Annotated in this window: 18 protein-coding genes; 11 read left to right on the top strand and 7 right to left on the bottom strand. The window is 61.2% G+C overall.

The genetic code is table 11. The annotated features are described in order from the left end of the window. Positions 1–8: 8 nt before the first annotated feature. From FB009_RS22985 to FB009_RS22960, 6 genes are all read right to left on the bottom strand, one after another. Positions 9–1,271 carry a glycosyltransferase family 4 protein gene (locus FB009_RS22985; RefSeq protein WP_024311706.1) on the bottom strand — a complete coding sequence of 421 codons (1,263 nt, stop codon included), beginning with the start codon at positions 1,269–1,271 and terminating at the stop codon, positions 9–11. Continuing rightward, positions 1,268–2,113: a class I SAM-dependent methyltransferase gene (locus tag FB009_RS22980; protein WP_024311705.1), complete on the bottom strand. Its 846-nt coding sequence runs from the start codon at positions 2,111–2,113 to the stop codon at positions 1,268–1,270. The genes FB009_RS22985 and FB009_RS22980 overlap by 4 nt, the downstream gene beginning before the upstream one ends. Then, the gene (locus tag FB009_RS22975) at positions 2,110–4,359 is read right to left on the bottom strand and encodes a glycosyltransferase family 2 protein (RefSeq protein ID WP_024311704.1); all 2,250 of its coding nucleotides are present in this window, start codon (positions 4,357–4,359) and stop codon (positions 2,110–2,112) included. The genes FB009_RS22980 and FB009_RS22975 overlap by 4 nt, the downstream gene beginning before the upstream one ends. A gap of 125 nt (positions 4,360–4,484) precedes the next feature. Then, positions 4,485–5,144 (bottom strand): calcium-binding protein, encoded by a 660-nt coding sequence (locus FB009_RS22970; protein ID WP_012061641.1) that lies wholly within the window; start codon positions 5,142–5,144, stop codon positions 4,485–4,487. Between the two features lie 273 nt (positions 5,145–5,417). Next, positions 5,418–6,839: an HlyD family type I secretion periplasmic adaptor subunit gene (locus FB009_RS22965; RefSeq protein WP_018012871.1), complete on the bottom strand. Its 1,422-nt coding sequence runs from the start codon at positions 6,837–6,839 to the stop codon at positions 5,418–5,420. Continuing rightward, entirely contained in the window at positions 6,836–8,605 is a 1,770-nt protein-coding gene (locus tag FB009_RS22960) for a type I secretion system permease/ATPase (protein ID WP_127580614.1), read from the bottom strand. Before FB009_RS22960 ends, FB009_RS22965 begins: the two co-directional genes overlap by 4 nt. A 208-nt stretch (positions 8,606–8,813) precedes the next feature. Between FB009_RS22960 and FB009_RS22955 the strand changes: the two genes are divergently transcribed. From FB009_RS22955 to rfbD, 11 genes are all read left to right on the top strand, one after another. Then, the gene (locus FB009_RS22955; RefSeq protein ID WP_018012869.1) at positions 8,814–9,386 is read left to right on the top strand and encodes a MarR family transcriptional regulator; all 573 of its coding nucleotides are present in this window, start codon (positions 8,814–8,816) and stop codon (positions 9,384–9,386) included. Between the two features lie 140 nt (positions 9,387–9,526). Continuing rightward, entirely contained in the window at positions 9,527–10,774 is a 1,248-nt protein-coding gene (locus FB009_RS22950) for a glycosyltransferase family 4 protein (protein ID WP_102045105.1), read from the top strand. Positions 10,775–10,954: 180 nt separating this feature from the next. Beyond that, the gene (locus FB009_RS22945) at positions 10,955–12,424 is read left to right on the top strand and encodes a DUF6212 domain-containing protein (protein ID WP_024311702.1); all 1,470 of its coding nucleotides are present in this window, start codon (positions 10,955–10,957) and stop codon (positions 12,422–12,424) included. Further along, entirely contained in the window at positions 12,411–15,092 is a 2,682-nt protein-coding gene (locus FB009_RS22940; protein WP_145161979.1) for a glycosyltransferase, read from the top strand. The genes FB009_RS22945 and FB009_RS22940 overlap by 14 nt, the downstream gene beginning before the upstream one ends. 35 nt (positions 15,093–15,127) lie before the next feature. After that, positions 15,128–16,306, top strand: coding sequence for a polysaccharide pyruvyl transferase family protein (locus FB009_RS22935; protein ID WP_012061648.1), 1,179 nt, complete (start codon positions 15,128–15,130; stop codon positions 16,304–16,306). 40 nt (positions 16,307–16,346) lie between these two features. Next, positions 16,347–17,519 (top strand): polysaccharide pyruvyl transferase family protein, encoded by a 1,173-nt coding sequence (locus FB009_RS22930; protein ID WP_024311701.1) that lies wholly within the window; start codon positions 16,347–16,349, stop codon positions 17,517–17,519. Then, positions 17,494–18,678 carry a hypothetical protein gene (locus tag FB009_RS22925; RefSeq protein ID WP_012061650.1) on the top strand — a complete coding sequence of 395 codons (1,185 nt, stop codon included), beginning with the start codon at positions 17,494–17,496 and terminating at the stop codon, positions 18,676–18,678. Before FB009_RS22930 ends, FB009_RS22925 begins: the two co-directional genes overlap by 26 nt. Before the next feature lie 23 nt (positions 18,679–18,701). Then, the gene (rfbA, locus tag FB009_RS22920; RefSeq protein ID WP_024311700.1) at positions 18,702–19,583 is read left to right on the top strand and encodes a glucose-1-phosphate thymidylyltransferase RfbA; all 882 of its coding nucleotides are present in this window, start codon (positions 18,702–18,704) and stop codon (positions 19,581–19,583) included. Further along, positions 19,576–20,139: a dTDP-4-dehydrorhamnose 3,5-epimerase gene (rfbC, locus tag FB009_RS22915; RefSeq protein ID WP_012061652.1), complete on the top strand. Its 564-nt coding sequence runs from the start codon at positions 19,576–19,578 to the stop codon at positions 20,137–20,139. The genes rfbA and rfbC overlap by 8 nt, the downstream gene beginning before the upstream one ends. An 11-nt stretch (positions 20,140–20,150) precedes the next feature. Further along, positions 20,151–21,221, top strand: coding sequence for a dTDP-glucose 4,6-dehydratase (rfbB, locus tag FB009_RS22910; protein ID WP_012061653.1), 1,071 nt, complete (start codon positions 20,151–20,153; stop codon positions 21,219–21,221). Then, positions 21,218–22,120, top strand: a complete 903-nt coding sequence (rfbD, locus tag FB009_RS22905) for a dTDP-4-dehydrorhamnose reductase (RefSeq protein WP_024324820.1) — start codon at positions 21,218–21,220, stop codon at positions 22,118–22,120. The genes rfbB and rfbD overlap by 4 nt, the downstream gene beginning before the upstream one ends. Here the strand turns inward: rfbD and FB009_RS22900 are convergent. Next, the gene (locus FB009_RS22900) at positions 22,117–22,935 is read right to left on the bottom strand and encodes an SIR2 family NAD-dependent protein deacylase (protein ID WP_012061655.1); all 819 of its coding nucleotides are present in this window, start codon (positions 22,933–22,935) and stop codon (positions 22,117–22,119) included. The genes rfbD and FB009_RS22900 overlap by 4 nt on opposite strands. Positions 22,936–23,251: the final 316 nt, after the last annotated feature.

Raw genomic sequence — 23,251 nt, 5'->3', positions numbered from 1 at the left:
TTTCCCCTTTATGCCGCTTCGATTCGTGACGGCGCAATCGTGTCGATCAATTCGAGATAGCGTCGGGCGGTCGTGTCGATGTTCTCGGGTTCGTGCGCGTTTGCGGCAAGCCGGCGCGCCAATCCGCCGTCCTGTGCAAGACGGCGCATGGCAGAGGCCAGCGCCCGCGGATCGTTGGGCGCGACGGTGAGCCCGTTTGACCCATTTTCGATCAACTCGGCCATGCCGCCGATGTTGCTGGCTATGACCGGCCGCCCGAGAGCCTGCGCCTCCTGGATGACCAATGGCGCATTCTCCCACCAGATCGAGGGCACGATCGTGCAATCCACCGAGGCGACGAGGTCGATCACGTCCTCGCGCCGATAGGGCCCCCGCTGCTGTACGGTTGGTGCCGTCTCCTGGAACAGGCGCGTGATCTCTTCGACGAAGCTCTCGCTTTGGAAGGGGGCGCCGCCATGAACGCGCAGCTCGAACTCCAGCCCCTCTGCGATGAGCTGCCGCGCCGCTTCGAGCAGTACAGCGACGCCCTTCCACGGATTGAGATTGCCGAAGTAGCCGAAGATCGGACGATCCGAGCCGATCCGACGAACTGCCGCCGGTTCCTTGCGCGGCGGCAATCCGTTCGGAATGACGCTGATTGCGTCTTCCGATAACCCCCATTCGACGAAGCGCGTTTTAAGGAAATTGCTCGGCGACACGAACCGGTCGACGTCGCTCAACAGCGCCTTCAGGTGGCGTTCGCGCAGCGCGAACCGGTCGAGTGCTATGTCCTTGAAGCAGGCATGGCATCTGTCGGGGCTCGCTCCGTGGCAAAGCTCTTTGCCGCTCGTCCTCACCATCAAGCCGTCGTGATGACAGATGGGATAATAGTCATGCAGCGTCATGACGATCCGGCACTCAGGCAGCGTACGGCGCACGATATGTGGAAACTCCGCGCCGAGCAGCAGCAGGTGGTGAATGTGGACGACGTCCGGCCGGAAGTCGCGCAGCAGTTCCGCCAGGTCGGGAACGACGCCGTAGAGATCGATCTGGCTCATGAAAAACCGGTCGAAGTGGCCAGACCACAGCAGCAGTTCGTCTCCTGCCGGTCCGATCCCTTGAAAGCTGGTGCCCGGGCGTGCCTGTCGGTGGATCTGGTTGGTGGCGCCCAGGAAGAGCGATTCGCAGCCCGCACGCTTATAGGCGCGGAACAGGTCGTGGGCGAAAATTTCCGTGCCTCCCGGGTGAAGGGCCGGATGGTTGTGAGCCGCGACGAGGACGCGCATGCTCACGGGCCGCTCCCCCGGCGTTCGGCGACGAAAATGTCCTGATAGTGCTCCGCCGAAACCCCACGCCAGGCACCGAGCGACTTCAGGTTGATTTTGAGGCCGGCACGCTCGAGTGCGCCGTCAAGAAAGCCTTCATCGAAACCCACCGCGGCAAGACGCGGCATCTCGGGAACGTACCAGCATGGTCCCTCGCCATCGCGTGCGAAGGAAAGGCGTGCATCGCGTCGGCCGCTTTCGTTCGCAGCCGCAACGTCATCGACCACGAAGGCCGTCATGAAGAGGCGGGCCCCCGGCTTCAGCAGCCTTCCAACTTCGCGCAGATAGACGAGCACTTCGTCCGGCGGCAGATGGGTCACGATGGATGTCATGATAACGAAGTCGAAGTGACCGTCGGCGTAGGGCAGTTTCAGCGCATTGCCGCTGATCTTGCCGCTCGGATTATAAAGCTCATGGGCGATATCGACTCGCTGGAACGCGAAATTCTGATAGGCCGGAGTGATGAAGCGACGGCACCAGGCTATGCCGCCTTCAACCGGGTCTATTCCGCTGTAGCGTCCCTTTTCGAAATCCAGATACTGGGTGAGCGGGACGGCCATTCGACCGATGCCGCAACCGATATCGAGAACGCGGCTTTCCGGTCGTAACCCTGCCAGACGGATGAAGTGGCCGAGGAATTCGACGCCCACCGCTCTGAAATCCCCGTCGCCCACAAAGACGCTGTCGGGGTTGGGTTCGGGCAGAAAGCGGTTTCGAAGAATGCTTCCCAGCAGGGTCTCCACGCGCTCGTCCCGCGCGGGCAGGACCGTTGCATGCGTGTTTTCTTGGCGTAGTGCAGTCTCGGTCATGCGGCGCTCCTCGCTGTGGCACCGGCCTCTTGGCGGACGAGCCCTTGGATGCCGCTGCCGAGATATGCTGCCATCAGCGCCTCGATATCGTCATCCCACCGCTCCGTGTGCAGCCAGGAGTTATACTGACTGGCGACGCCGCGCATGTAGTCCTCGCTGCGGCGGATCGAGCGGCGTTCGAAATGATAAAGACACGCAGACGGCTCGTAGACGATGTCATAGCCGCACCGGCGGATCTTCAGGCACAAGTCGCTATCCTCGTAGTCGCCGATCACGTAATCCTCCGTATATCCATCCACGCGCTCGTAGGTCTCCCGACGCGTGACGAGGCACGCACCTGTGATCCCCGGGACGCTCCTGGAAAATTGAGCGGGCGCATAGTCGCCTGGCATGCCCTTGTGGAAATGGTGGTTGAGCCATATGCCGCGCTGATCGCGAGCGAAATAGAGTCCCGCGTGCTGGAGCGATCCGTCCTCGAAGATCAGCTTCGGGCCGATGGCGCCGAGGCTCTTCTGTTCCATGAGCGGCCGGATGAGCCTCTGCAGCCAGCCGGCTGCTGACGGAACGACGTCGGAGTTCAGCATGACGATGACCGCGCCGCGGGCGAAGCGCGCGCCGGCATTGCAGGCCCGGGCATAGCCCCCGTTGCGGCTCATCACCACGAGCTTCATCGGCAGCCCATGGAGGAGATGCAGCCCGCCAAGAAGATGCTCCGTCTCGTCCTGGATCTCGGGTGAATCCAGAACGTAGATGATCTCGACATTCTTTGCGAGCCAGCGGTCGGTCGCCATGCCGGAGAGCTGGAACCGCAGAAAATCGAGAACACGGTAAAGCGGCACGACGATCGAAACCAGGGGCGCCGTCTGCGGCAGGTCGTAATCCTTGGTATAGTCGACCGTGGCAGTTCTGCCCAATCGATGTTCTACGTCCTGCAGCGCGGGGGCAAGGATCGTCCGGAAGGCCAGGTCGACTGCGTGCTGGGGCGGCACCGCGCGCAGGATGCGGTTGCGCTGCGCCGAAGCTTCGAAGGGTTGTGGCTTCGGCACGAGCGGTTTTACGACGCCGGAAGCGAGCCGCATCTGGAAGCGCGGCTGGAGCAAGGCGCCCGGCGCCTCGTTTAACGGCAGCCAGGCGACGAAGCCGGTTACGTCGGCGCGCGTATTGTCGTCCGTTCCGCGTGCCCAGGCAGGAAACTCGTACCAATTGCCGTCGAGGGGCACCGCCGTGCCGTTCTCATTCAGGTAGTCGATGCCGGCGAGCGTGGCTGTTGGATCATGGGACCAGCCCCCGGCGAGCAGACCGCCCGAAAGGCTCAATGCGAGATCCACTTCTGCGGAAGGATGCATCGAGGACCTGTCGACCCGCCTTGCCGGAAGCGGTGTCCGAAGCTGGAGGTCGACGGCGGTCGAATGTCCGCCCTCCGGTGTCGTCGAAAGCCATCGGACGACCAATTCGCGCAGCTCCAGCGCGCCACCCCGTTCGGCCCACCATGCCTGGAGACTGGTGTAATGTGGTTTTCCGGAGGAGAGTTCGCGAACAGCCACGCCTCGTTTTCCGACGAGAACATAGGATTGAGGGTGTCGAGGAGACTCGACAATGAAGTGGCAGGGGCGCAGGTCGTGCTCGCGATCTGGGCCGGTCACAGCTTGCGACTCCAGCGGCAAAACGGCATTGGCACCGAGCGAATAGACCGCGCTGATCTCACCGAAGTCGGGAGTTATCGCGGTCTCGATCAGATACCGGCCCGGCATGATCGGGCAAGCGATCTTTGCAGGCCGCGGCCTCGATGTCAGCGCATGAAGGGCGTCCTCGACGAGGCCTATGAAGAATGCATCCCGGGACAGGCGGAAGGCGCTCCGCCAAACAGTAAGCAAAGTGTTCACAAACTTGACGCAGCCCTCCGCCGATAGCACGGCAAACAGGGCTTCCACGTCGAGGGGCGGGAGTTCGCCGACGGGCTGCAGGACAACCGTTCGGACGAAGTCGCTATCGACGGAAATCTGTCCGCGGCGCGGTTCGCCCCTTGGGCGCATGGCCCAAAGGACCCGCTGACCGCCTTCCGCCAGAGGAAGGATGGTGCTGACCAGCGGCACGGGTTGCTCCGGCATGACGAGCCTGTGTTTTGCTGCGGCCGGCAGTTTTTTCTTGAGGTCCGAGATCAATACGGCCACTTCGGAACTGAGCCGAAAAACCTTCGCGTCCTCGAAAATGCCGCTGGCGGCCCCCATGCGGTCGTCGAACGTCACTCGCCACTCCTCTGCTGCAGGGAAGACGCGCCCCGCGGGAGGAGGGCAGGGCGCGCCGTTCAAAGTCAAAGCGGGATAAAGAAAACCGCCTGCGGTCTTCGGCCTGCATCCCGCGTCTCAAACTATCAGTGCACAGTGAAGTAGTTTTCCGGATGGGCCTGAATGTCTTCGGCGTCGGCATTGACCAGCGTCAGCGTGTCGCCATGGCCGAGGTCGATAACGACATTGCCTCCGACCTGGGTGATCCGCGAAGCGAGATCCTCCGGTGCGGTGACGTCGAGGCCGTTAATGCCCTTCGATATCTGCAGAACGTCTTCGCCGGGGGTAAAGTCGAGGATGACGTCGTTGCCGCCGCCGCCGTCGAAAACGAAGATATCGCTTCCCTGACCGCCGGCAAGAAGGTCTGAACCCGAGCCACCGTCGATGACGTCGTTGCCGGCACCGCCGAGCAGAACGTCGTTACCCCTGCCTCCGAGAAGGAAGTCGCTGCCAGCGCCCCCAAGGAGAATGTCGTCGCCGTTATCGCCATAGATGAGATCGTCACCCGATCCACCGACCAAAACGTCGTTGCCATTTTCGCCATGGAGAACGTCGGTACCTTCACCGCCGAACACCGTGTCATTTCCGTTGCCGCCGAACAGCAAGTCGTCACCTTCATCGCCGAAGATGATGTCGTCCCCGTTACCCCCGTTGACGAAATCATCACCGCCATGGGCGCGGATGAAATCGTCAAAGCGAGAGCCGAACAGGGCGTCGTCGTATGCGCCGCCTTCCAAAGTGGCCATCTGCTTCTCCTCTTCGTGGTTTGATGCATGCGTCATCGGCACGGAGCCGAGGATTGCGTGCCGGAGTGTGCACCGCAATAATTTCGAACGCAACACAGATGTACCAATAAAACGGGGCAGAAATTGATATAAATTCAGCACATGAAACATAACTGGTCCATGTGCTAATATGGGCACAATATAATTTTAGGAGTTATTCTTGCGGAAATGCCGGCAAACCGGTTCAAAATTTAAAGTAAATTGCCAATTGATGCGTTGGATGAGAGAACGACTTCAATCCTCCCGGAAGGCGCGGTTGAAACTGTCCGAGACGGGAGAGACGAGGTAATCGATTGCCGAGCGGGCTTTGTGCACGATCAGCACTTCCGCGGGCATGCCCGGATAAAGCCGAATGTCAGGATTTGCGGCAAGCGATTCCGGCGCGATTTCCGCCCGTGCGACGAAATAGGCGACATTGGACTTTTCATCCATGGATTGGTCCGCGGCGATATAGGTGACCTTGCCGTCCATGGGCAGGTGCGAACGCTGGTTATAGGCGGTGAGGCGGATTTGCGTGCTCGAGCCGATCGTTATGCTGTCGATGTCCCGCGTGCTGACATGCATCTCGACGAGCAGCGGCTCGTCCTCGGGCACGATGTCGAGAAGCGGCTGGCCGGGCGTGACGGCACTGCCGGGCGTGCGCAGCTGAATGTTGGCGACGATGCCCGCCTGGGGCGCACGGATTTCGAGGCGGCGCAGCACGTCCTTGGCGGAGATGATGCGCTCCTCGACTTCCGCAAGCTCGAGGCGCGCCGTTGTAATCTCTCCGGCAATCTCCGACTGGAAATCCGATTCGATTCCGGTGAGCGTGAGCTCCGCGCCTGCCATCGCCTTTTCCGCCTGCGCCCTGTCGCCCGCAATTTCGCCCCGCGTCGCGGCGAGTTCGCTGAGCCGCGCGTCGATCTCGATGAGTTTCGATCGCTGGGCGAACGCCTTTTCGACCAGGGTCGCGATCGCCGTTCGCTGCTCGTTCATCAGTTCAATCTGCCGGTCTGTCGCCTGCAACTGAGCTGTGAGAGACTTCGCTTTCTCCGAATATTCCTCGATCGTCTTCCGCTGGATCGCTATCCGGCCCTCCTTGGCCTCGTTGCGCTTCTCGAAGAACGCGGTTTCCGCCGTGACTGCATCCGCGGCGGCTTCCCCCGCAGCGACGAGGTCGTCCGGGAAGTCGACCGCCTGCAAGCCCGACCGCTCGGACCGAAGCCGCGCAAGCTTTGCGATCAGACCGACACGGCGGCTCTCCAGCGCCTGCAGGTCGGAGCGCGCACGCGTATCCTCCAGTTGCATCAGCGGTTGGCCGGGAGCCACATGATCTCCCTCTTGCACGAGGATACGGCTGAGCACGCCTCCCTCGAAATGACTAACCGTCTTGCGTTTCGAATCGACGATGATAGTGCCACTCGTGACCGAGGCACTGCTGAGCTCCGTTGAAAATGCCCAGCCGAAGAAGCCACCGAAGGCAACGAGGATCGTCGTCAGCCCGGCGATGACGAGGCGCCGGATGGGCGACCGCGTATCGTTCTCCAGGAGGTCCGGCTCCGGCATTGTCATTGGCAGCCGCCCCTGCGCGGCTACCGGCAGGCGACGTTCCGTGCTTTCCGTCTCCGCGGGCGGCTGCAGATCGAGGCGAGCCGGCAGGATCGTTTCCGTCTTCATGTAGCAGTACCTTCGCGTCTCGTTTCGCCCGGGATCATCGAGGCCACCACATCCGTTCGTGGGCCGAACTGGCTGATGCGGCCGCCTTCCAGCACGAGCAGCTTATCGGCCACCTGCATGATAGCCGGCCGGTGGGCGATGAGGATGACGATGGCGCCGTCTCTGCGCGCCTCCTCGATCGCGCGGATAAGAGCGCGCTCGCCGATGGCGTCGAGATTGGCGTTGGGCTCGTCCAGGACAAGCAGGCGGGGCCGGCCGTAGAGGCAGCGGGCCAGAGCGATGCGCTGCCTTTGCCCTCCGGAAAGGGTGAGGTGGCCATCGCCGACCGGCGTATCATAGCCGAGCGGTAGCCTGCCGATCATGTCGTGCACATCGGCAAGCCGCGCCGCCTCGAGCACCTTGTAAGGGTCGCTCTCCGCCATGCGTGCGATGTTTTCACGTATCGTCCCTTCGAGCAGGGACACCGACTGCGGCAGGTAGCCCGCCACCTGACCGAACGAGCTGCGCTCCCAGAGGTAGACGTTGTTGCCGTCCAGAAAAACACCGCCGGCAGTCGGCTTCAGAATGCCGGTGAGGAGCCGCGCCAGCGTGGATTTACCCGCGGCGGATGGGCCGACGATACCCAGCACCTCACCGGGCGAGAGCGAGAAGTTGATGCCCTTGATGATCGGGACATCAAGGCCGGGTGCCGCATAGACCAGCTTGTCGACGACAAGCTCGCCTTCCGAGCGCGGCGTCGACATCGTCTGACGAACGGCGAGGTCCTCCTTCAGTGCCGCTTCGACGCGGCGCCAGCTTGCGATCGCCAATACCCATTGCCGCCAGTTTTCAATGACGGAGTCGAACGGCAGCAGAAGGCGCCCCACGAGAATGGTCGTCGCCATCATCGCTCCGGGAGAAATCTCCTGCCGCATGACGAGCAGCGCGCCGGTGCCGAGCGCCGCCACCTGAATGGCAAAGCGCAGCGATCGGGTGATCGAGGCCATCGCCCTGCTTCTGATTCCGCTGGCTTCCAGCACGCTCAGGGCGTGCAGCTGAGCGGCGCGCCACTTTTGGGAGAGCGCCGGGAGCATTCCCATCGCTTCGATGGCTTCGGCGTGACGTAATGTCGCACCTATATTCGAGACTGCCTCAATATTAGCCTGGCTTGCCTCTTTCATGAGCTGACGCGTCAAGAGGTCGTTGAGGAGGCCGCAGCAGACGAGCACGACGACGGAGATCGCACCGATCAATCCGAAGAGGGGATGCAGCAGAAAAAGGACGCCCAGAAAGATGGGCGACCAGGCCGCGTCGAGCGGAGCGCTCACCGCAGAAGAAGTGAGGAAGCTGCGCAGCTCCGTGAGGTCGCGCAGAGACTGCGTCGCCCGTGCAAGCCCCTGATCGGCCGACGCCTGCACGGCGGCGGTCAGAACCGGCAGGTTCAACCAGCGGACCACGGCGCTACCCATGGCCTGAAAGGTGAGAGCGCGAATGAAATCGAGCACGCCGAGCACGATCAGCGCGCCGACAGCAAGAATCGTCAGCATGACGAGCGTATCCATGCTCTGGCTGTTCAACACCCTGTCATGCACCTGCATCATATAAAGCGGCATGGTGAGTTGCAGGAGGTTGATGCAGGCGCTGAGCAGGGCTGCATAAAGAAGCGTCACGACGAATACGCGCCGGGCCCGCAGAACGAGCAGCTTTGGAGCCATTGTTCCATTTTGTGGCGCCATCGATCGGCTATGGCCCTTGCCAATCAAAGGATTTCGAACAGTATCACGCATGTGGCGATCTTCTGAATAACGCTTTCGCGGGTTTCATGGGGCGATCTGGTTCAGATTCACTCAAATCACAGTATTGTTGCGATGAGTGTGACACAATAAACATCGCTCGCTCAAGGGCGTTGAATTTCGGGGCAGGGGTGTCATGAATTTGCTTCAAATATTGAAGTAAATTTCCGAAATATGAAGTACGTTCTCTATGGAGAGAGGGATGAACCACAGGATGCTCTATCCGTTCGCAGACTTCGGAGACACTGTTTCAGTCCTTCCCGCGAATGAAACAATGCGGAAAGGCCTCGAGACCCTAGCAGCCGACCAGGACGGGGATAATTCGCTCGTTACCTATTTTGAGCTTGCCAGGGTGATGGAGCGCGCAAGCCGCAGGTTTTCCGGCCTCTTGCGGGCGGAGTTGACAAAGCTCGGGGTCGACGACATCGGCCCGGCGCAGGCGATGGTTCTTCTTGCCATCGGCGACGCGGAGCTTTCGGTGGGAGAGCTTTTGGACCGAGGCCACTATGTGGGTTCGAACATTTCCTATTACCTGAAACAGCTTGCCGATGGCGACTACATCGATCGAATCGCATCGCAGCGTGACAAGCGGTCGGCCCGCATACGGCTGTCGGTGAAAGGCAGGCAGGTCTGCGCTGGCCTGCGGGAGGCAGCGAAGGGCTACGAACGCGCCCTCAGCCACGGAGAGCAGGACCGGCGGAATCTCGAGACCGCCTTCCAGACCCTGCACCGCCTCGAACTGGTCTGGGGCAATGCCGCGCGTTACGGGATCTGAGGCTCCTCCATCGCATTCGTCCTTTGATCATAGCGGACCAAGGGACAGAGACATGCAAAATGCTGCTCAGATCTCAGCGCGTCCGATCGGACGCGCGTGCACTGTAGCGGCGATCTCTCACCAATAGCTGGTTTAAGAACATGCATGTAGCATTCGTACACCGCCGTGGATTCGGCCAGTTCGCCGCCTTGGCGCGGCACCTTGCCGAGGCGGGGAACGAGGTCACCCTCGTGACGGAGACCGTGGATCAGCGGATACCATCCGTTCGGGTCGTCCGGCATCGGGCGGAGCCCGGTCCGCAGCCGAACCCGCATATTGCCCGTCACTTCGGGGTTCCCGATCATCATGTGCGCATCGGGCACAGGGTTGCGGAGACATTCGACGCCATGCGCCGCCTCGGGCAGGCTCCCGACGTCATTCTCGGCCATATAGGTTGGGGCAGCATGATGTTCGTGAAGGATGTCCTGCCGCGGGTGCCGGCACTGGGCTATTGCGAGTTTTTCTATCGGGCTGAAGGAGCGGATGTCGGCTTTGCGCCCGACGACCGTCCCGATTCCGAGACGCGGAAACGCTTGCGCCTTCGCAATGTGGCGCAGCTCCTTTCTCTCGAAGCGATGGATGGCGGCATCAGCCCCACGAACTGGCAGAGAAGCCTCTATCCAGGTGACGCGCAGCAAAGAATTGCCGTTTGCCACGAAGGCATAGACACGCGCCGTTTTCGCCCCGATCCTGCAGCTTCGCTGAAGCTTCCGGACGGGCGTGTCCTGAAGGCTGGCGATCCGGTCGTCACTTTCGTCGCGCGGGACCTTGAACCTTATCGCGGGTTCCCGCAAGCACTGGAGGCGGCGGCGAAGGTCGTCCGACGGCATCCGGACGCGCTGTTCGTCTTCGTCGGCGGCGACGGGGTCAGCTACGGCGCGCCGCCCCCCGGCGGGGGATCGTGGAAGGATCATCTGCTTGCGTCGCTGGACGTTCCGCGTGAGAGACTTATTTTCCCGGGCGTCGTGCCGCATTCGGTGTTGCGGCAACTCTTTCAGATCTCCGCGGCGCATCTCTACCTCACCTATCCCTTCGTGCTTTCCTGGTCGGTGCTTGAGGCAATGGCCTGCGGCGCACTTGTTATCGGATCGGATACGGCGCCGGTTCAGGAAGTCATCCGCTCGGGCCGCAACGGGCTTCTCGTCCCGTTCTTTGACCCCGACACGCTGGCCGGAACGATTCTGGACGTGTTGAAGGGTGCAGAGGGGGTCAGTGCAATGCGCCGCGCGGCGCGCAGAACGGTGGAGCAGAGGTTTCGGTTGGACGATTGCCTCGCGCGCCAGTTGAAGCTGGTAGACAATCTCGCCGGGCGGAATGCTGCACTAGCGAAGGAAACGCAGATTGCGTAGACATTACTTCAATTGTTGAATTATAAATACCCGTAAAAACCCCAAGAATCTATTGTTGTGCAGTGCGGAATCCGAGGATATGTTTTCCGAAAATGAAGTTCCGATCCGTGAGTATTTACGGTTCCAAAGTTCATCTGTAATTTAATCGAAATATTCTGGGGTCGCTGCGTGCAAGAGTTGATGTCTTCTAGCGTGAGGCAATCGCCGACGAAGCGAAGGCTGGTTGTGGCATCCGGTCTTGACCGGGAGAACGTCGAGGGGAGCGACATCGAGCATCTGGTCCATTTTCTCGATCCGGATGCTTCACGCTTTCCCTTGCAGAACGCCTTTCCCCTGATTGCGCTGGCCTTCTCCGATGAGGGCGAGACCGATCTGCGCGAAGGGCTTGCATCTGTCCACGCGCTTGGCACCATACCCGAGATACCGCTTCGACGGATCGACGTGCCCGTCAAGGCGGAGAGTCTTTCGCTGATACGGACGCTGGTCGAGGGTGGAGTAGGGCGGCTCTCCCGCTTCACCTCGGCCGTAACCGCCGAGCTCGCGATTCTCCGTCGCGAGCGGGAAACGCTGCTCGAGAATTACCGCGCACTCGAGGACGCCTTTCAAGCTCACAATTGGGAGCCGGTCGCGGAGATTTTCGCCCATGATCCCTATGCCGATCCAAAGGACGAGGGCATCGGGCAACTCCTGTCCACCGGCTGTGTCGAGCAGTTGCTGCCTGTCTCCAGCCATGGCGTGGCGGGATTCGCGCTGCATCTCCATTCCGTGCCGAGGGACGGGGGCGAACTGGTCGTCATGCTGGGCTATGTCGAGAACGGCGAGGGCGTAGCCGAGTGGACCGTCCCCTATGCGCAGCTAACGGCAAACTGGAATTTCTTTGCGCTCCCACGCGCTTGCGGCGGCGCGGCGAGAACGCTGCGCCTGAGGATTTCTACGACCGGGACGGAGACTGTCGAGCTGTCGCTCGGCTATCCGATTGCGAGCGAGCGCTACACGGCCCGATCGGAAACACCGCATCCTGATCTCGATCTTCGGCCGCTGGCATTCCGGGTGTTTACGGGGCTGCCCGGCGTGAAGCCGGCACGAATGCCCAACATGATCGCTCCGACGGCGTTGCTGGAGGGTCACTTCATCGAGGACTATCGTCTGGCGGTCGACCTGCTAAGTCAGATCGTCGATGTTTCTGTGACCCCGGTCGTCCCGGAGTTTCAGACCGTTCGCTTCCTCGAGCACGAGAACGCCGTCGTTTGTCATCCGCTACCGAGCGGGATATCCGCCGGCACAATTGGCCGGGCCGTGGAACCCGGCACCATCTCCTTCTCCGCGAGCGCGATAATCGATCACCCGAAGGGCGCGCCCGCGGCCGTGAGCTTCCTGCTCGCTCCGGCGAACTCCAACGCGCGCTCGGAAGTGGCGGAACTTGCACGCAAGGGCGCTGCGAAGCCCTCGGCCTTCTTCAGCGGCTGGCGCGAGGTTACGGCCGCGCAGGCGATCAACATCAACTTCCAGCTGGACAAGCCCGTGCGTGAGCCGATGGACCTCATGATCCTGAGCCGTGCCGTGACGGATACGGTCGATTTCTCCTGGCTCAAAGTCTCCGGCTTCCGGTTGGTGAAGCAGTCCGCAGGGGCGTCCAATGTCCGGCAATAGGGAAGATACCGACCTCATAGTGGTGGCGATGCCGCTCTACGGCCATGCAGCCCTCGTTCTGGAGGCGATCGAATCCGTTCTCGCCTCGAAGCTCTCCGGATGCAGTGTAGCGGTCGTCGTATCGGTCGATGGGGATCCGCGACAGGAGACCTTCGATCAGCTGCTTCTCTACGCGGCGGCCCATCCGGCGGTCCATGTTCTCTTCGGCGCCAATGCCGGGCCGGGCGGGGCGCGCAACCGTGCGATCGAATACGTTCTCGCGAACCTGCCGGAAGCCGAAGCAGTCTATTTCCTCGATGCCGACAATCGCGTGCTGCCCGGGACCATCGAGACCCTATACAGGCAACTGCGCACAAGCGGTTGCGGGTGGATTTACACCAATATCGACACTTTCTCGGTGAGCTGGCGCGCCCATTACGGCAATCGCTACTCGCGGCTCCTGCACTGCATAACGGACAATATCTGCGACACCGGCTCCATGATCTCGCTCGATGTGTTTCGGGCGGGGGTTCGTTTCGACGCCGACAGGCAGAACGGTTTCGAGGACTGGGAATTCTGGCTGTCCTGCATCGAGCACGGCTTCGTCGGAGAACCATGCCACGACACGACCTTCGAATACCGGCTAAGGGCGGAGAGCCGGTTCAAGGAGGCGAACCGCGATCGCGCTGCCTCCGTGAGCTTCCTCCGAAAGCGCCACAGGGCGCTGTTCCAGCGCCCCATGCTCGTCGATTTCGAGCATGAGGAATGCCCGCGTTATCTCTTTGCGCGGACGGAAGACGCCGCCATTTCTTACTTTACCGACCCGACAAAGGCACCCAAGCGGCTTCGCCTCGACGATATCATTCCGGCGTTCTGGGCGAGCGTCGGTGAGCCGGACAACGTGCATTTCCCGCCCTTCCTGATCGCCGGAAGCGGCGCCACGCTCGACCTGCTGCTGCGCTCCCGGATGCTGCCAAACGTGCTCTCCCACCTGGAGCGCCTGAGCGAGAAGGCCAATGTGGTATTCGTCCAGCTCGGCAACGATGCGGCTCAGCGCAAGATCGAACCGGTTTTCCTTGAGGCCGGCGCCCAGCATAACGCTTCGCCGGACCTCATTTTTCTGTCCACATCGCTCGTGCGCGACGTCATCCAAAACAAGGCGCTGGACTGGTTCGCCTCCATCGGCAATCAGCAGGTCTGGCCGACATCGGCTATCTTGAAAGTGCGTTTTCCCTTCCCGAGAAGCCTGCCGCGTCGTTTGCTCATCACACCCCAGCAGGTGATGATCAACTGCGTCAACGCCATCGCGACCAGCCCGCTGCGGCGCACGGCCGGCAAACGCTGGACCTGGCGCCCGGCACGGCTCGTTCCCTATTCCGATCTTCACAAAGCCCTTCGCCAGGAGGTCGGAGGCTCGCCCATATTGCCGCTCGGCCATAGCGAGGGGGGCAGAAAAACGGCGGCCCTGCTCGTGCCCAATGCATCCTTCGGTGGCGCCGAGAAGGTCGTATACGCTGCTTCGCGCGAGCTGAAGGCTGCGGGCTACGAGACACATCTTTTCGTGCTCGGCACATCCAGAATGGATGTGATCGACGAGTCCGACCAGAGCTTCGATTATATTCACTTCTGGGACCAGGGTATCCCCGCCTGGGGCGGCTCCGGCTCGTTCCTGGGGCACGATTTCATTGCCGAAGGCCATGACGTCGATTGGGCCGCGCTCAAGGGTCAGCTTTCAGGCTTCGATCTCGTGATCAACAATCACGTCATGGCGGTGCATCCGCTTATCGCGCGCCTGCGCTCGGAAGGAACCCGAACAGCCTGCTACCTTCATGTGGTCGACAATACCGCCTTCAAAAGACCCGCCGGCCAGCCTTTTGCGGCGATCGCCCACGAGCATTGCTATGATGCGTTCCTGACCTGCTCGGAACAGCTCAAGCTTTATCTTCACAGTTTCGGCGTGCCGCATGAAAAGATCTTTGCCGTACCCAACGGCGCGAGCTTCTCCGTGCCGCCCAAGGTCCTGTCTGAAGTGCTTTCGGTCAGACGGATCGAACGGAAGGACGATCGGCTTCGGGTGCTCTATATGGGCCGCCTCGACCAGCAAAAGGGGATCGATCGTCTGGCTGCGGCCATCGCCGAGCTGCGCGCGTCGCGCGTGCCTTTCGATGCCCGGGCGGTTGGCGGTGAGATCCTTGCGGATGCCACGATATCCTGGACGGATCGCCTGAGGGACTTGGGCGTCGAAGTGCGCTCACCGGTCTTCGCCAGCAAGGATCTGATCAAGGCGCTCGGTTGGGCGGATGTCCTTCTGATGCCGTCCCGCTGGGAGGGGGCTCCCTTGATGATTGCCGAGGCACAGCAGCTCGGCTGCGTACCGATCGCGACGGCGGTTGGTGCCGTCGACGAGCTCATCACCGACGGCGAGGACGGCATTCTGATCGAGGCCGCGGCCGATCCACAGGTGGTGCGGGATATGGCAAAGGCCATCGAGGAAGTGGCCCTCAATCGTGAGCGGCTGGCGCCCCTCATGGAAGGCTGCCTCAGAACAGCGGCACGCCGTTCATGGGGATCGTCCTTCTCCGAGTTCCTCGGCTGGTGCGATCGCTCTGTGCATAATTCATCGCTTTCGCGCGCAACGGTCATACGTGGCCGCGAGGCATCCAATCCCGGAGTAGCGGCTGTGGGCTGAGGCCCCGCCGATTTAAGAAAAGAAGGGTCGATTGCATGCGTCCACGGATCCTCGTGACGGGAATTCCTGGTCACTACACGCGCCTCGCCAACGGCGCGCAGGGATTATCCGTCTCCTATTCGGAGCGGCAGAAACAGCCCGAAACGAAGGAGGAGTTCCTGCAGGAGCTTCGCAATATCAGCAATACCGGCAATTATCTGATCGGCGAGGGGGCGCTGCGGGCGATTGCCCCGCATGCGAAGCAGGTGCCGTTTTGGCACCTTTACAATTGCAGCCAGAACGGCGTCGGCCTCGAGGAGTTCAATGCCAATTTCGACATCTGCGTGTTCACCTGCGCGAACCTTTTGCGAAAGGGCCTGTCAGCGGATGCCGAGGCGGAAGTGCTGGGCAAGCTCAAAATGCCGATCGTCATGCTCGGCATCGGGCTGCAGAACCGGCGGGACCTGGAAAACAGCCTTCCGGAAGGCACGAAGCGGCTTCTCGACGTTCTTAAGGAGCGCGAGCACTATTTCCTGACGCGTGGCTTCGAGACGGCAGGCTTCCTCAAGGATCAGGGTTTCTCCTACGTCCAGCCGACCGGATGCCCTTCCATCTATCTGATGCCGCACAATATGCGCGCCTCCCTGAAGAAGCTGCCAAAGGTACCGGTGGGCAAGGCGCGGACGATCTTTTCCGGTTATCTAGGTGCCAATCACGACTGCATCGTCGATGCCGCGGCACTGGCGCCGGAGGGTTCGCGTCCCCAATACGTTATTCAGGACGAATTCCTTCACTTCGACATGAACGTGGAAGCGAACGGCGATGGACGGGTGTACGATTCCGCCTCGGGAGTGATGCTCGGTGAGCTGAGTTATCCGGGCACGGAACGGCTGAAGACGCCCTTCGACGTCCGTACCTTCTTCGACACGAACCAGTGGCGCGCCTGGGCTTCTTCCATGGATTTCAATTTCGGCCGACGCTTCCACGGCTCGATTATCGCCATGCAGGCAGCCGTGCCTAGCCTGATGGTGGCAGTAGACGACCGGATGCGCGAGATGCTCGGCTATACCGGGCTGCCGGCGATCGACGCCGTCGAGGTCGACAAGGCGGATAACCGGGCTGAATTCGTCGCCGACCACTTGGCCGGACTGAACGCATCCGAACTGGTCGACAGATATTCCGATCGCGAGCGCACGTTCCGCTCGGCGCTCAGAGAGATCGGAATAGGTCAATAGTTTTCATGAGCGTGTGCTGGCTCCAATCTCAGGTGTATCGATGCGTATCTTGCTTACGGGTATCCCGTCCTATCTGCAGCGAACCGTCTCGGGCGTAAACGGCGCCGAGGTCCGCCACAGGCCCTATTTCGATGAGGTCAGAACCAAGAAGGAACTGATCGATCAGGTCAAGAAGATCGCCAATACCGGCAACTACCTGATCGGCGAGGGCGCGGCCCATGCCCTGCGCGGGCACGACGTCACCTATTTGCCTTTCTGGCACCTCGTCAATAGCCGGAACTCCGATGAGGTTTATGAGCGCCTAAATGAGGAATTCGACATCTGCGTGTTCGCTTCGGCCAACCTTCTGCGTCCCGGCTATTCGGCCGATCTGGAAGCAGAGGTATTTCAGAAGCTGAACATGCCGGTGGTGATCATGGGGATCGGCATTCAGCGGAGGGAAGGGCTCAAGGAAAACCTGCCTTCCGGCACGCTCAAGTTCCTTGAGGTTCTGAAGAAAAAGGAGAGCTTCTTCCTCACGCGCGGCTACTTCACCGCCGAGTTCCTGCGGGAGCAGGGTATGAAGTTCGTCAAGCCGACGGGCTGCCCTTCGCTCTTCTTTGCGCCGGTCGAGATGAAGCGTTCGCTCACCGCGCTGGCCAATCCGGAGCTCGCCTCGTCGCAGAAGATCGCCTTCGGAGGCTATCTCGGAAGCGTTGCCGACACGATCGTCGACGCCCACGCACTACTGAAGCCGGAAAGCGTTGCGAGCTATGTCATCCAGGACGAGGTGGTCGCCTACAATCTTTCCCTTCCCGTGGATGACGACCTGCCTGTTTACGACCGCGCGAGCGGGCGCATTACTGGCGAGACCGCTTACAAGCATTCGGAAAAGTGGCAGCGTAAGCACGAGCTGTTGGTGTTCTTCGATACCAATCAGTGGCGAAGCTGGGTCTCCACGCGGGATCTCTGCTTCGGCCGCCGCTTTCACGGCTGCATCATCGGCATGCAGGCGGGCGTTCCTTCGCTCATGATCGCGGTCGACGACCGCATGCGGGAAATGCTGGAGTTTATCGGATTCCCCTACATGGAAGCGGCGATCTGGAACCGGGAGGCGGACAGGAAGGCCTATCTTTCGAGCTTTCTGTCCAAAATCGACTCGCAGGCGGTCATCGACCGGTATTCGGCGTGCGAGACCAACTTCCGAAATGCTCTGGCTCATGTCGGGCTCTAGAGCAATTCCAGGAAAAGTGCGCAGCGGTTTTCCGTCCGGAATTGCGCAGAAACATAGGGCTGGAGCACTTCTCCTTACCGCGTTGCTGGCACTCACGGCACCGGCGCATGCCGGCGAAGTGCCGGCGGTTCGTATCGGAATCAACCGGATGAATCTCGCCTGGCTGCCCCGCAGCGAACAGGAGAAGGTTTTGAAGGACATCGCCATGAGCGGCGCCACTGATATCCGCCTTTCGCTTTCGCGTCCGATCGACGAGAGCATTGAGGCGCTGGCGATCGCTCACCGGCTGGGCCTGCGTATCCTTCTGGAAATCCAGCTGGGCAACAAAAGCTACTATCCGCAGAGCGCAGGTCCGAGAACGGGCCATGGCCGCATCTGGGATGTCTATCGATTATCGGATCTTGATCTCGCGCGATACCGCAGGGAACTGCATGATGCGCTTCGGCGTATCGACGCCCTGGGAATTCGTCTCGAAGCGATCGAGCCCGGGAACGAGATCAACTACGCCGGATATAACGGCGACCTTGCCGTTTTTCGCAAACCGGGCACCCGGACCCCGCGCAGCCTCGGCGAACTTCAGGACCGGGCTGGCTTCGAGCGCGGCCTCGACAATTACGTGCAGGCGGTCGCGATCACCCGATCGGAGGTGCGCCGGACCACGCATAGCCGCGATGCAGCCGTCATTTCCGCTGGCCTCTCGGATATGAGTGCCGCTGAGGCCGACAGGCGCGGGATGGAAAGGCTCGATCCCCACCAACTCGTAGCGCTTCTTCAAGAGCGTGGCATCGATAGCCTGGTGGATGCCTATGGCATCCACATCTACCCCGGCAGGAAAGCGGCGCCTGCCATCGCCGCGCGCGTCAGAAGCCTCCTTGAGTTCTGCCAACCGGCGGCCACGGGCAGGTCCTGCTGGGTCACCGAATGGGGGATCGCAAATACGGCGCGCTCGTGCCCCGTGGATGATCGATCGCGAGGAAAGGCGATCGGCGCCACGCGCGCTGCTTTCGGCGAATTTATCGAGGCAGGCCGGCTGACGGCTGCCTACTATTACGACTGGGACAGCGAGCCTTCCTATAGTCTCTGGCGCTGCGGCAAGCTCAGCCCGGACGCGGCCACCGCACTCAGCCCGCTCGAGTCTGCCGGAGCGCGAGCACGATGATGTCGGCGAGCGAAGGCAATCCCATGAGAGGCATCATCCTTGCAGGCGGCCGGGGAACCCGGCTTTACCCCGTGACGATTTCGGTCTCGAAGCAATTGCTCCCCGTACACGACAAGCCGATGATCTACTACCCGCTCGGTACGCTGATGCTGGCGGGCATACGCGAGATCCTGGTGATCACCATGCCCAGGGACCGGCCGCTGTTTGAAGAACTCCTTGGCGACGGGAGCCAGTTCGGCCTCGCGATCTCCTATGCGGAGCAGCCGGAGCCGAATGGACTTGCCGAGGCCTTCGTGATCGGCCGGGACTTTATCGGCGATAGCGCTGTCGCCCTTATCCTCGGCGATAATATTTTCTACGGCGCGGGCCTGCCCGAGCTGTGCAGCGCGGCCACGGCCCGGGCGAGCGGTGCAACGATCTTCGCCTACCGCGTCGATGACCCCGAGCGCTACGGCGTCGTAAGCTTCGATGGCAATACGGGGCGGGCGGAGACGATCGAGGAAAAGCCCGCGCGGGCACGATCGAGCTGGGCCGTGACAGGCCTTTATTTCTATGAAAACAGCGTCGTTGAGATAGCTTCTTCAATCAAACCTTCAGCGCGCGGCGAGTTGGAAATCACTGACGTAAACCGCGCCTATCTGGAGCGCGGTGACCTGCACGTATGCCGCCTTGGGCGGGGTTTTGCATGGCTCGACACGGGCACGCACCAAAGCCTGCACGATGCCGCTTCCTTCGTGCGCGCGATCGAGCATCGGCAGGGGGTCAAGATCATGTGCCCCGAGGAGATCGCCTTCGAGCTCGGTTACGTCTCGGCCGATCAGGTGCTCGAGCGTGCCAACCTGCTCGGCAAGAATGATTATGCGTTCTATCTCCAGAGGCGGATTAGGGAACTGGCAGATGCTTGAAGTGAGGCCGTTGTCCCTTGGTGGCGTGCTGGAGATCGTGCCGCGGAAATTCGGTGACGAACGGGGCTTCTTTTCGGAAACCTTCAATGCGGAGACCCTGGCCGCCCAAGGAGTCGAGCTCAGCTTCGTGCAGGACAATCATTCCTACTCGGCATTGGCAGGTACCCTTCGGGGGCTGCATTATCAACTTCCGCCCAAGGCGCAGGCGAAGCTCGTTCGCGTCGTGCGGGGCCGGGTATTCGACGTCGTTGTCGACATCCGCAAGGGTTCGCCGAGCTTCGCAAAGTGGCTCGGTCTCGAACTCTCGGCCGAGAGATGGAACCAGATCCTGGTGCCCGCCGGCTTCGCACACGGGTTCGTCACGCTCGAGCCGGAGACGGAAGTTCTCTACAAGGTCACCGAGCATTACAGCGCGGAACACGAGCGGTCGATCCGCTTCGATGACCCTGCGATAGGAATAGGCTGGCCAGTGGCTGCCGATCGCCTGCAACTGTCCGCGAAAGACAGGAACGCAGCATTACTCAACGAATCCAATTTATTCGAGTTCACCGCATGAGGGGAGAAGCCATGCGAGTCTTGGTAACGGGTGGCGCGGGTTTCATTGGTTCGGCGGTCTGCCGGCATCTGATCCGATGCGGGGCGGAGCGCGTGGTCAATGTTGACAAACTGACCTATGCCGGCAGCCTTGCGTCATTGCGAGCGGTGGAAGGCGACCCGCGCTATGCCTTCTACCGTGCCGACATTCTCGACGAAAAGGTCCTGCTGCAGATCATGCGCCGGGAGCGCGTGGACGCGATCATGCATCTTGCTGCCGAGAGCCATGTCGACCGTTCTATCGAAGGCCCCGACCTTTTCATGGAGACGAACGTCCTCGGCACGGTACGGCTGCTTAACGCGGCACTCGCCTATTGGTCCGGGCTCGGCCTCGAAGGGCAGGAGCGTTTCCGCTTCCATCATGTCTCGACCGACGAGGTCTTCGGCGACCTCCCGTTCAACCGGGGCATCTTCTCCGAGGAGAGCCGTTACGCGCCCTCGTCGCCTTACGCGGCTTCAAAGGCGGCGGCGGATCATTTTGCGCGCGCCTGGCATCGCACCTACGGCTTGCCGGTGGTCGTCTCGAATTGCTCCAACAATTACGGCCCATTCCATTTCCCGGAAAAGCTGATCCCACTGACGATCATCAATGCCATAGAGGAAGAGCCTTTGCCGCTCTATGGCTCCGGAGCGAATGTCCGCGATTGGCTCCATGTGGACGATCACGCAGCTGCCCTGGACCTGGTCATAAGCCAGGGCAGACCAGGGGAAAGCTATAATATCGGCGCCCGTGCCGAGCGCAATAATCTCTCGGTCATGGAGAGCATCTGCGATCTCATAGACATGAAATTGCCGCGCAAGGGCGGCGGCAGCTACAGGGACCTCATCACCCTTGTCCCCGACCGTCCCGGTCACGACCGGCGCTATGCGATCGATCCTTCGAAGGTCGAGCGTGAGCTCGGCTGGAGACCGAAGCGGAGCTTCGAGGCGGGGTTGAGCGAGACGGTCGACTGGTTCCTCGCAAACCGCTGGTGGTGGGAGCCGATCCGACGTGAACGCCATTCGGGATCCCGCATCGGCGGGCTGCATCGGAGCGTGGCGTGAGAATTGTCGTGACAGGTTGCAAAGGTCAGTTGGCCCGCAGCCTGCTCGAACAGGCACGCGGACTGCCTGGAACTGAAGTCATCCTGATCGGGCGGCCGCAGCTGGACCTGACGGACCCTCCAACGATCCTGGCGGCGATCGAACCGCACCGGCCGGATCTCGTCGTGTCCGCCGCGGCCTTTACGGCTGTCGATCAGGCCGAAGGCGAGCCGGAGACGGCCTTTGCAGTCAATGCGTTCGGGGCCGAGGCGGTCGCCGGAGCGGCTGCCTCCCTCGGGGCGCCGGTTCTCCATGTCTCGACCGATTATGTCTTCGACGGGAGCAAACACGGAAGCTACGCGGAGGACGATATGCCGGCTCCGTTCAGTGTCTATGGCGCCTCCAAGCTTGCCGGCGAACTGGCCGTTGCCGAGGCGAATCCCCGCCATGTCATTCTGCGCACGGGCTGGGTCTATAGTCCTTTCGGGAAGAATTTCATCAAGACCATACTGCGGCTCGCCGGGGAGCGCGAGGAGATCGCGGTCGTCGCGGACCAGTGGGGGAATCCGACATCGGCGCTCGATCTTGCGGATGCGATCCTGGGCATTTCCGCACAGCTGACACGGTCCGGCCGGGATTTCGTTTTCGGTCTCTATCATCTTGTCGGCGCGGGCACCGCCAGCAGAGCGGATCTGGCGCGGCACGCTCTTTCGGCAAGCCACGCTTTAGGCGGTCCATGGGCGCATGTTCGAGATGTCGCGACCAGCGCCTTTCCCACGCCCGCAAGACGCCCAATTAATTCCTCGCTGTCGAGCGCCAAATTCACCGCGGCTTTCCGCTGGTCGATGCCCCCCTGGCAATATTCGGTTGAGTGCACCGTAAGGCGGCTCGTTCAAAGCACTTCCAGTGAAACGATCTAACCACCGAGTTCAGTGCGGAGGCTTCGGGTGAAGGCCAGAAGCGATTGCTGCGGATCGTCGCCTTCGCCGGCGAGAACGGTCACGCCCCATTTGCCGAGAACCGCTTTCTGGACCGGATTGGGCCGATACATGAAGACATAGGAGGCCGGCCGATCCTTTTCGTGACCTGATCTCTGCCAGGTGCTCCAGATGCGGTGGAGAAGCAGGCGGATGTTCAGGTCAGACATGCTGTAGCCGACGAACAGCACAGTTGCTTCCAGAGCGTCGCTGCGAAAGCGGACGTCGAGCGGGGATTCGAAGGACAGCCGGTTGAAATAGTCCGTTTCGGTCAGGATGAGCGTGTCGTCATCGTCGAAGTCGCCATGATACTTGATGATCCGCGTGACGCCGGCCGGCGCGGAGGCGATGTCACGCACATGGCTGATCTTTGCGTAGCGCTTGCCGTAAACGTCGTAGGCGCTTTCCAAATTGCTGTCGTAGTTGGTCGTGTAGATCACCGGGAAGTCGAGCTCGACGATCAACCGATGTAACTCCGATCGTTTGATGCGCTCCGGCGAGATGCGCCAGTTGTGCCGCATCCATTCGCAAAGCGAGGCAATGTTTCCATGTTCCAGGCGATAGCATTCGGCAATCGTCTGATACGAAATGTCGGGATCACGCATGACGGACTCGTCGAGCCGCAGCTCGCTCAGCATATGATCGACCAGCGTTTTCCAGGAGGGCAAGCCGACACTCATCGACACGCCCGCTCCGACAAACAGCACCGCATGCCGGCGCTTCAGCGCCGAAACGATCTGCTGGATGTGCTCCTTCATATTCGCTCCTGCTCAGGAGCGCTCAACACACGAGTCGCAAAGATGTTCCAGGCTGGTTTTCCGACGAAGATTTCACCGGCGGTTTCCCGCCTTTGGAGCGTCCGCGCGCACGGGTGGATCCGGCGTGGCCCATTCCGCCGCCGCGATCGCCGAGCCAAGCAGGAGGGCAGGTAAAGCGAGCGCTGAAAAGAACCGGAGGACGTGACGGCGACGCTTGCGCCTTTTATCCCGATCGTGGACCACCTTCCGCCCCCTTCGCCAGATGTGAAACAGCTGCATATGATAGAAGCAGAGATGCCGTGAAAGTCGAGTTCCC

Origin of the sequence: Sinorhizobium medicae, from assembly GCF_007827695.1 — a bacterium.
Taxonomy (GTDB): Bacteria; Pseudomonadota; Alphaproteobacteria; order Rhizobiales; family Rhizobiaceae; genus Sinorhizobium; species Sinorhizobium medicae.
The sequence above is the reverse complement of the archived record's forward strand: the minus strand, read 5'-3'. Positions and strand labels throughout refer to the sequence as shown.

What these genes read in the sequence shown, in the direction of transcription:
- FB009_RS22980 (WP_024311705.1), bottom strand. Translation starts at nt 2,113, where the DNA reads ATGACCGAGACTGCACTACGCCAAGAAAACACGCATGCAACGGTCCTG.
- FB009_RS22970 (WP_012061641.1), bottom strand. Translation starts at nt 5,144, where the DNA reads ATGGCCACTTTGGAAGGCGGCGCATACGACGACGCCCTGTTCGGCTCT.
- FB009_RS22965 (WP_018012871.1), bottom strand. Translation starts at nt 6,839, where the DNA reads ATGAAGACGGAAACGATCCTGCCGGCTCGCCTCGATCTGCAGCCGCCC.
- FB009_RS22960 (WP_127580614.1), bottom strand. Translation starts at nt 8,605, where the DNA reads ATGCGTGATACTGTTCGAAATCCTTTGATTGGCAAGGGCCATAGCCGA.
- FB009_RS22955 (WP_018012869.1), top strand. Translation starts at nt 8,814, where the DNA reads ATGAACCACAGGATGCTCTATCCGTTCGCAGACTTCGGAGACACTGTT.
- FB009_RS22950 (WP_102045105.1), top strand. Translation starts at nt 9,527, where the DNA reads ATGCATGTAGCATTCGTACACCGCCGTGGATTCGGCCAGTTCGCCGCC.
- FB009_RS22945 (WP_024311702.1), top strand. Translation starts at nt 10,955, where the DNA reads ATGTCTTCTAGCGTGAGGCAATCGCCGACGAAGCGAAGGCTGGTTGTG.
- FB009_RS22940 (WP_145161979.1), top strand. Translation starts at nt 12,411, where the DNA reads ATGTCCGGCAATAGGGAAGATACCGACCTCATAGTGGTGGCGATGCCG.
- FB009_RS22935 (WP_012061648.1), top strand. Translation starts at nt 15,128, where the DNA reads ATGCGTCCACGGATCCTCGTGACGGGAATTCCTGGTCACTACACGCGC.
- FB009_RS22930 (WP_024311701.1), top strand. Translation starts at nt 16,347, where the DNA reads ATGCGTATCTTGCTTACGGGTATCCCGTCCTATCTGCAGCGAACCGTC.
- FB009_RS22925 (WP_012061650.1), top strand. Translation starts at nt 17,494, where the DNA reads ATGCTCTGGCTCATGTCGGGCTCTAGAGCAATTCCAGGAAAAGTGCGC.
- rfbA (WP_024311700.1), top strand. Translation starts at nt 18,702, where the DNA reads ATGAGAGGCATCATCCTTGCAGGCGGCCGGGGAACCCGGCTTTACCCC.
- rfbC (WP_012061652.1), top strand. Translation starts at nt 19,576, where the DNA reads ATGCTTGAAGTGAGGCCGTTGTCCCTTGGTGGCGTGCTGGAGATCGTG.
- rfbB (WP_012061653.1), top strand. Translation starts at nt 20,151, where the DNA reads ATGCGAGTCTTGGTAACGGGTGGCGCGGGTTTCATTGGTTCGGCGGTC.
- FB009_RS22900 (WP_012061655.1), bottom strand. Translation starts at nt 22,935, where the DNA reads ATGAAGGAGCACATCCAGCAGATCGTTTCGGCGCTGAAGCGCCGGCAT.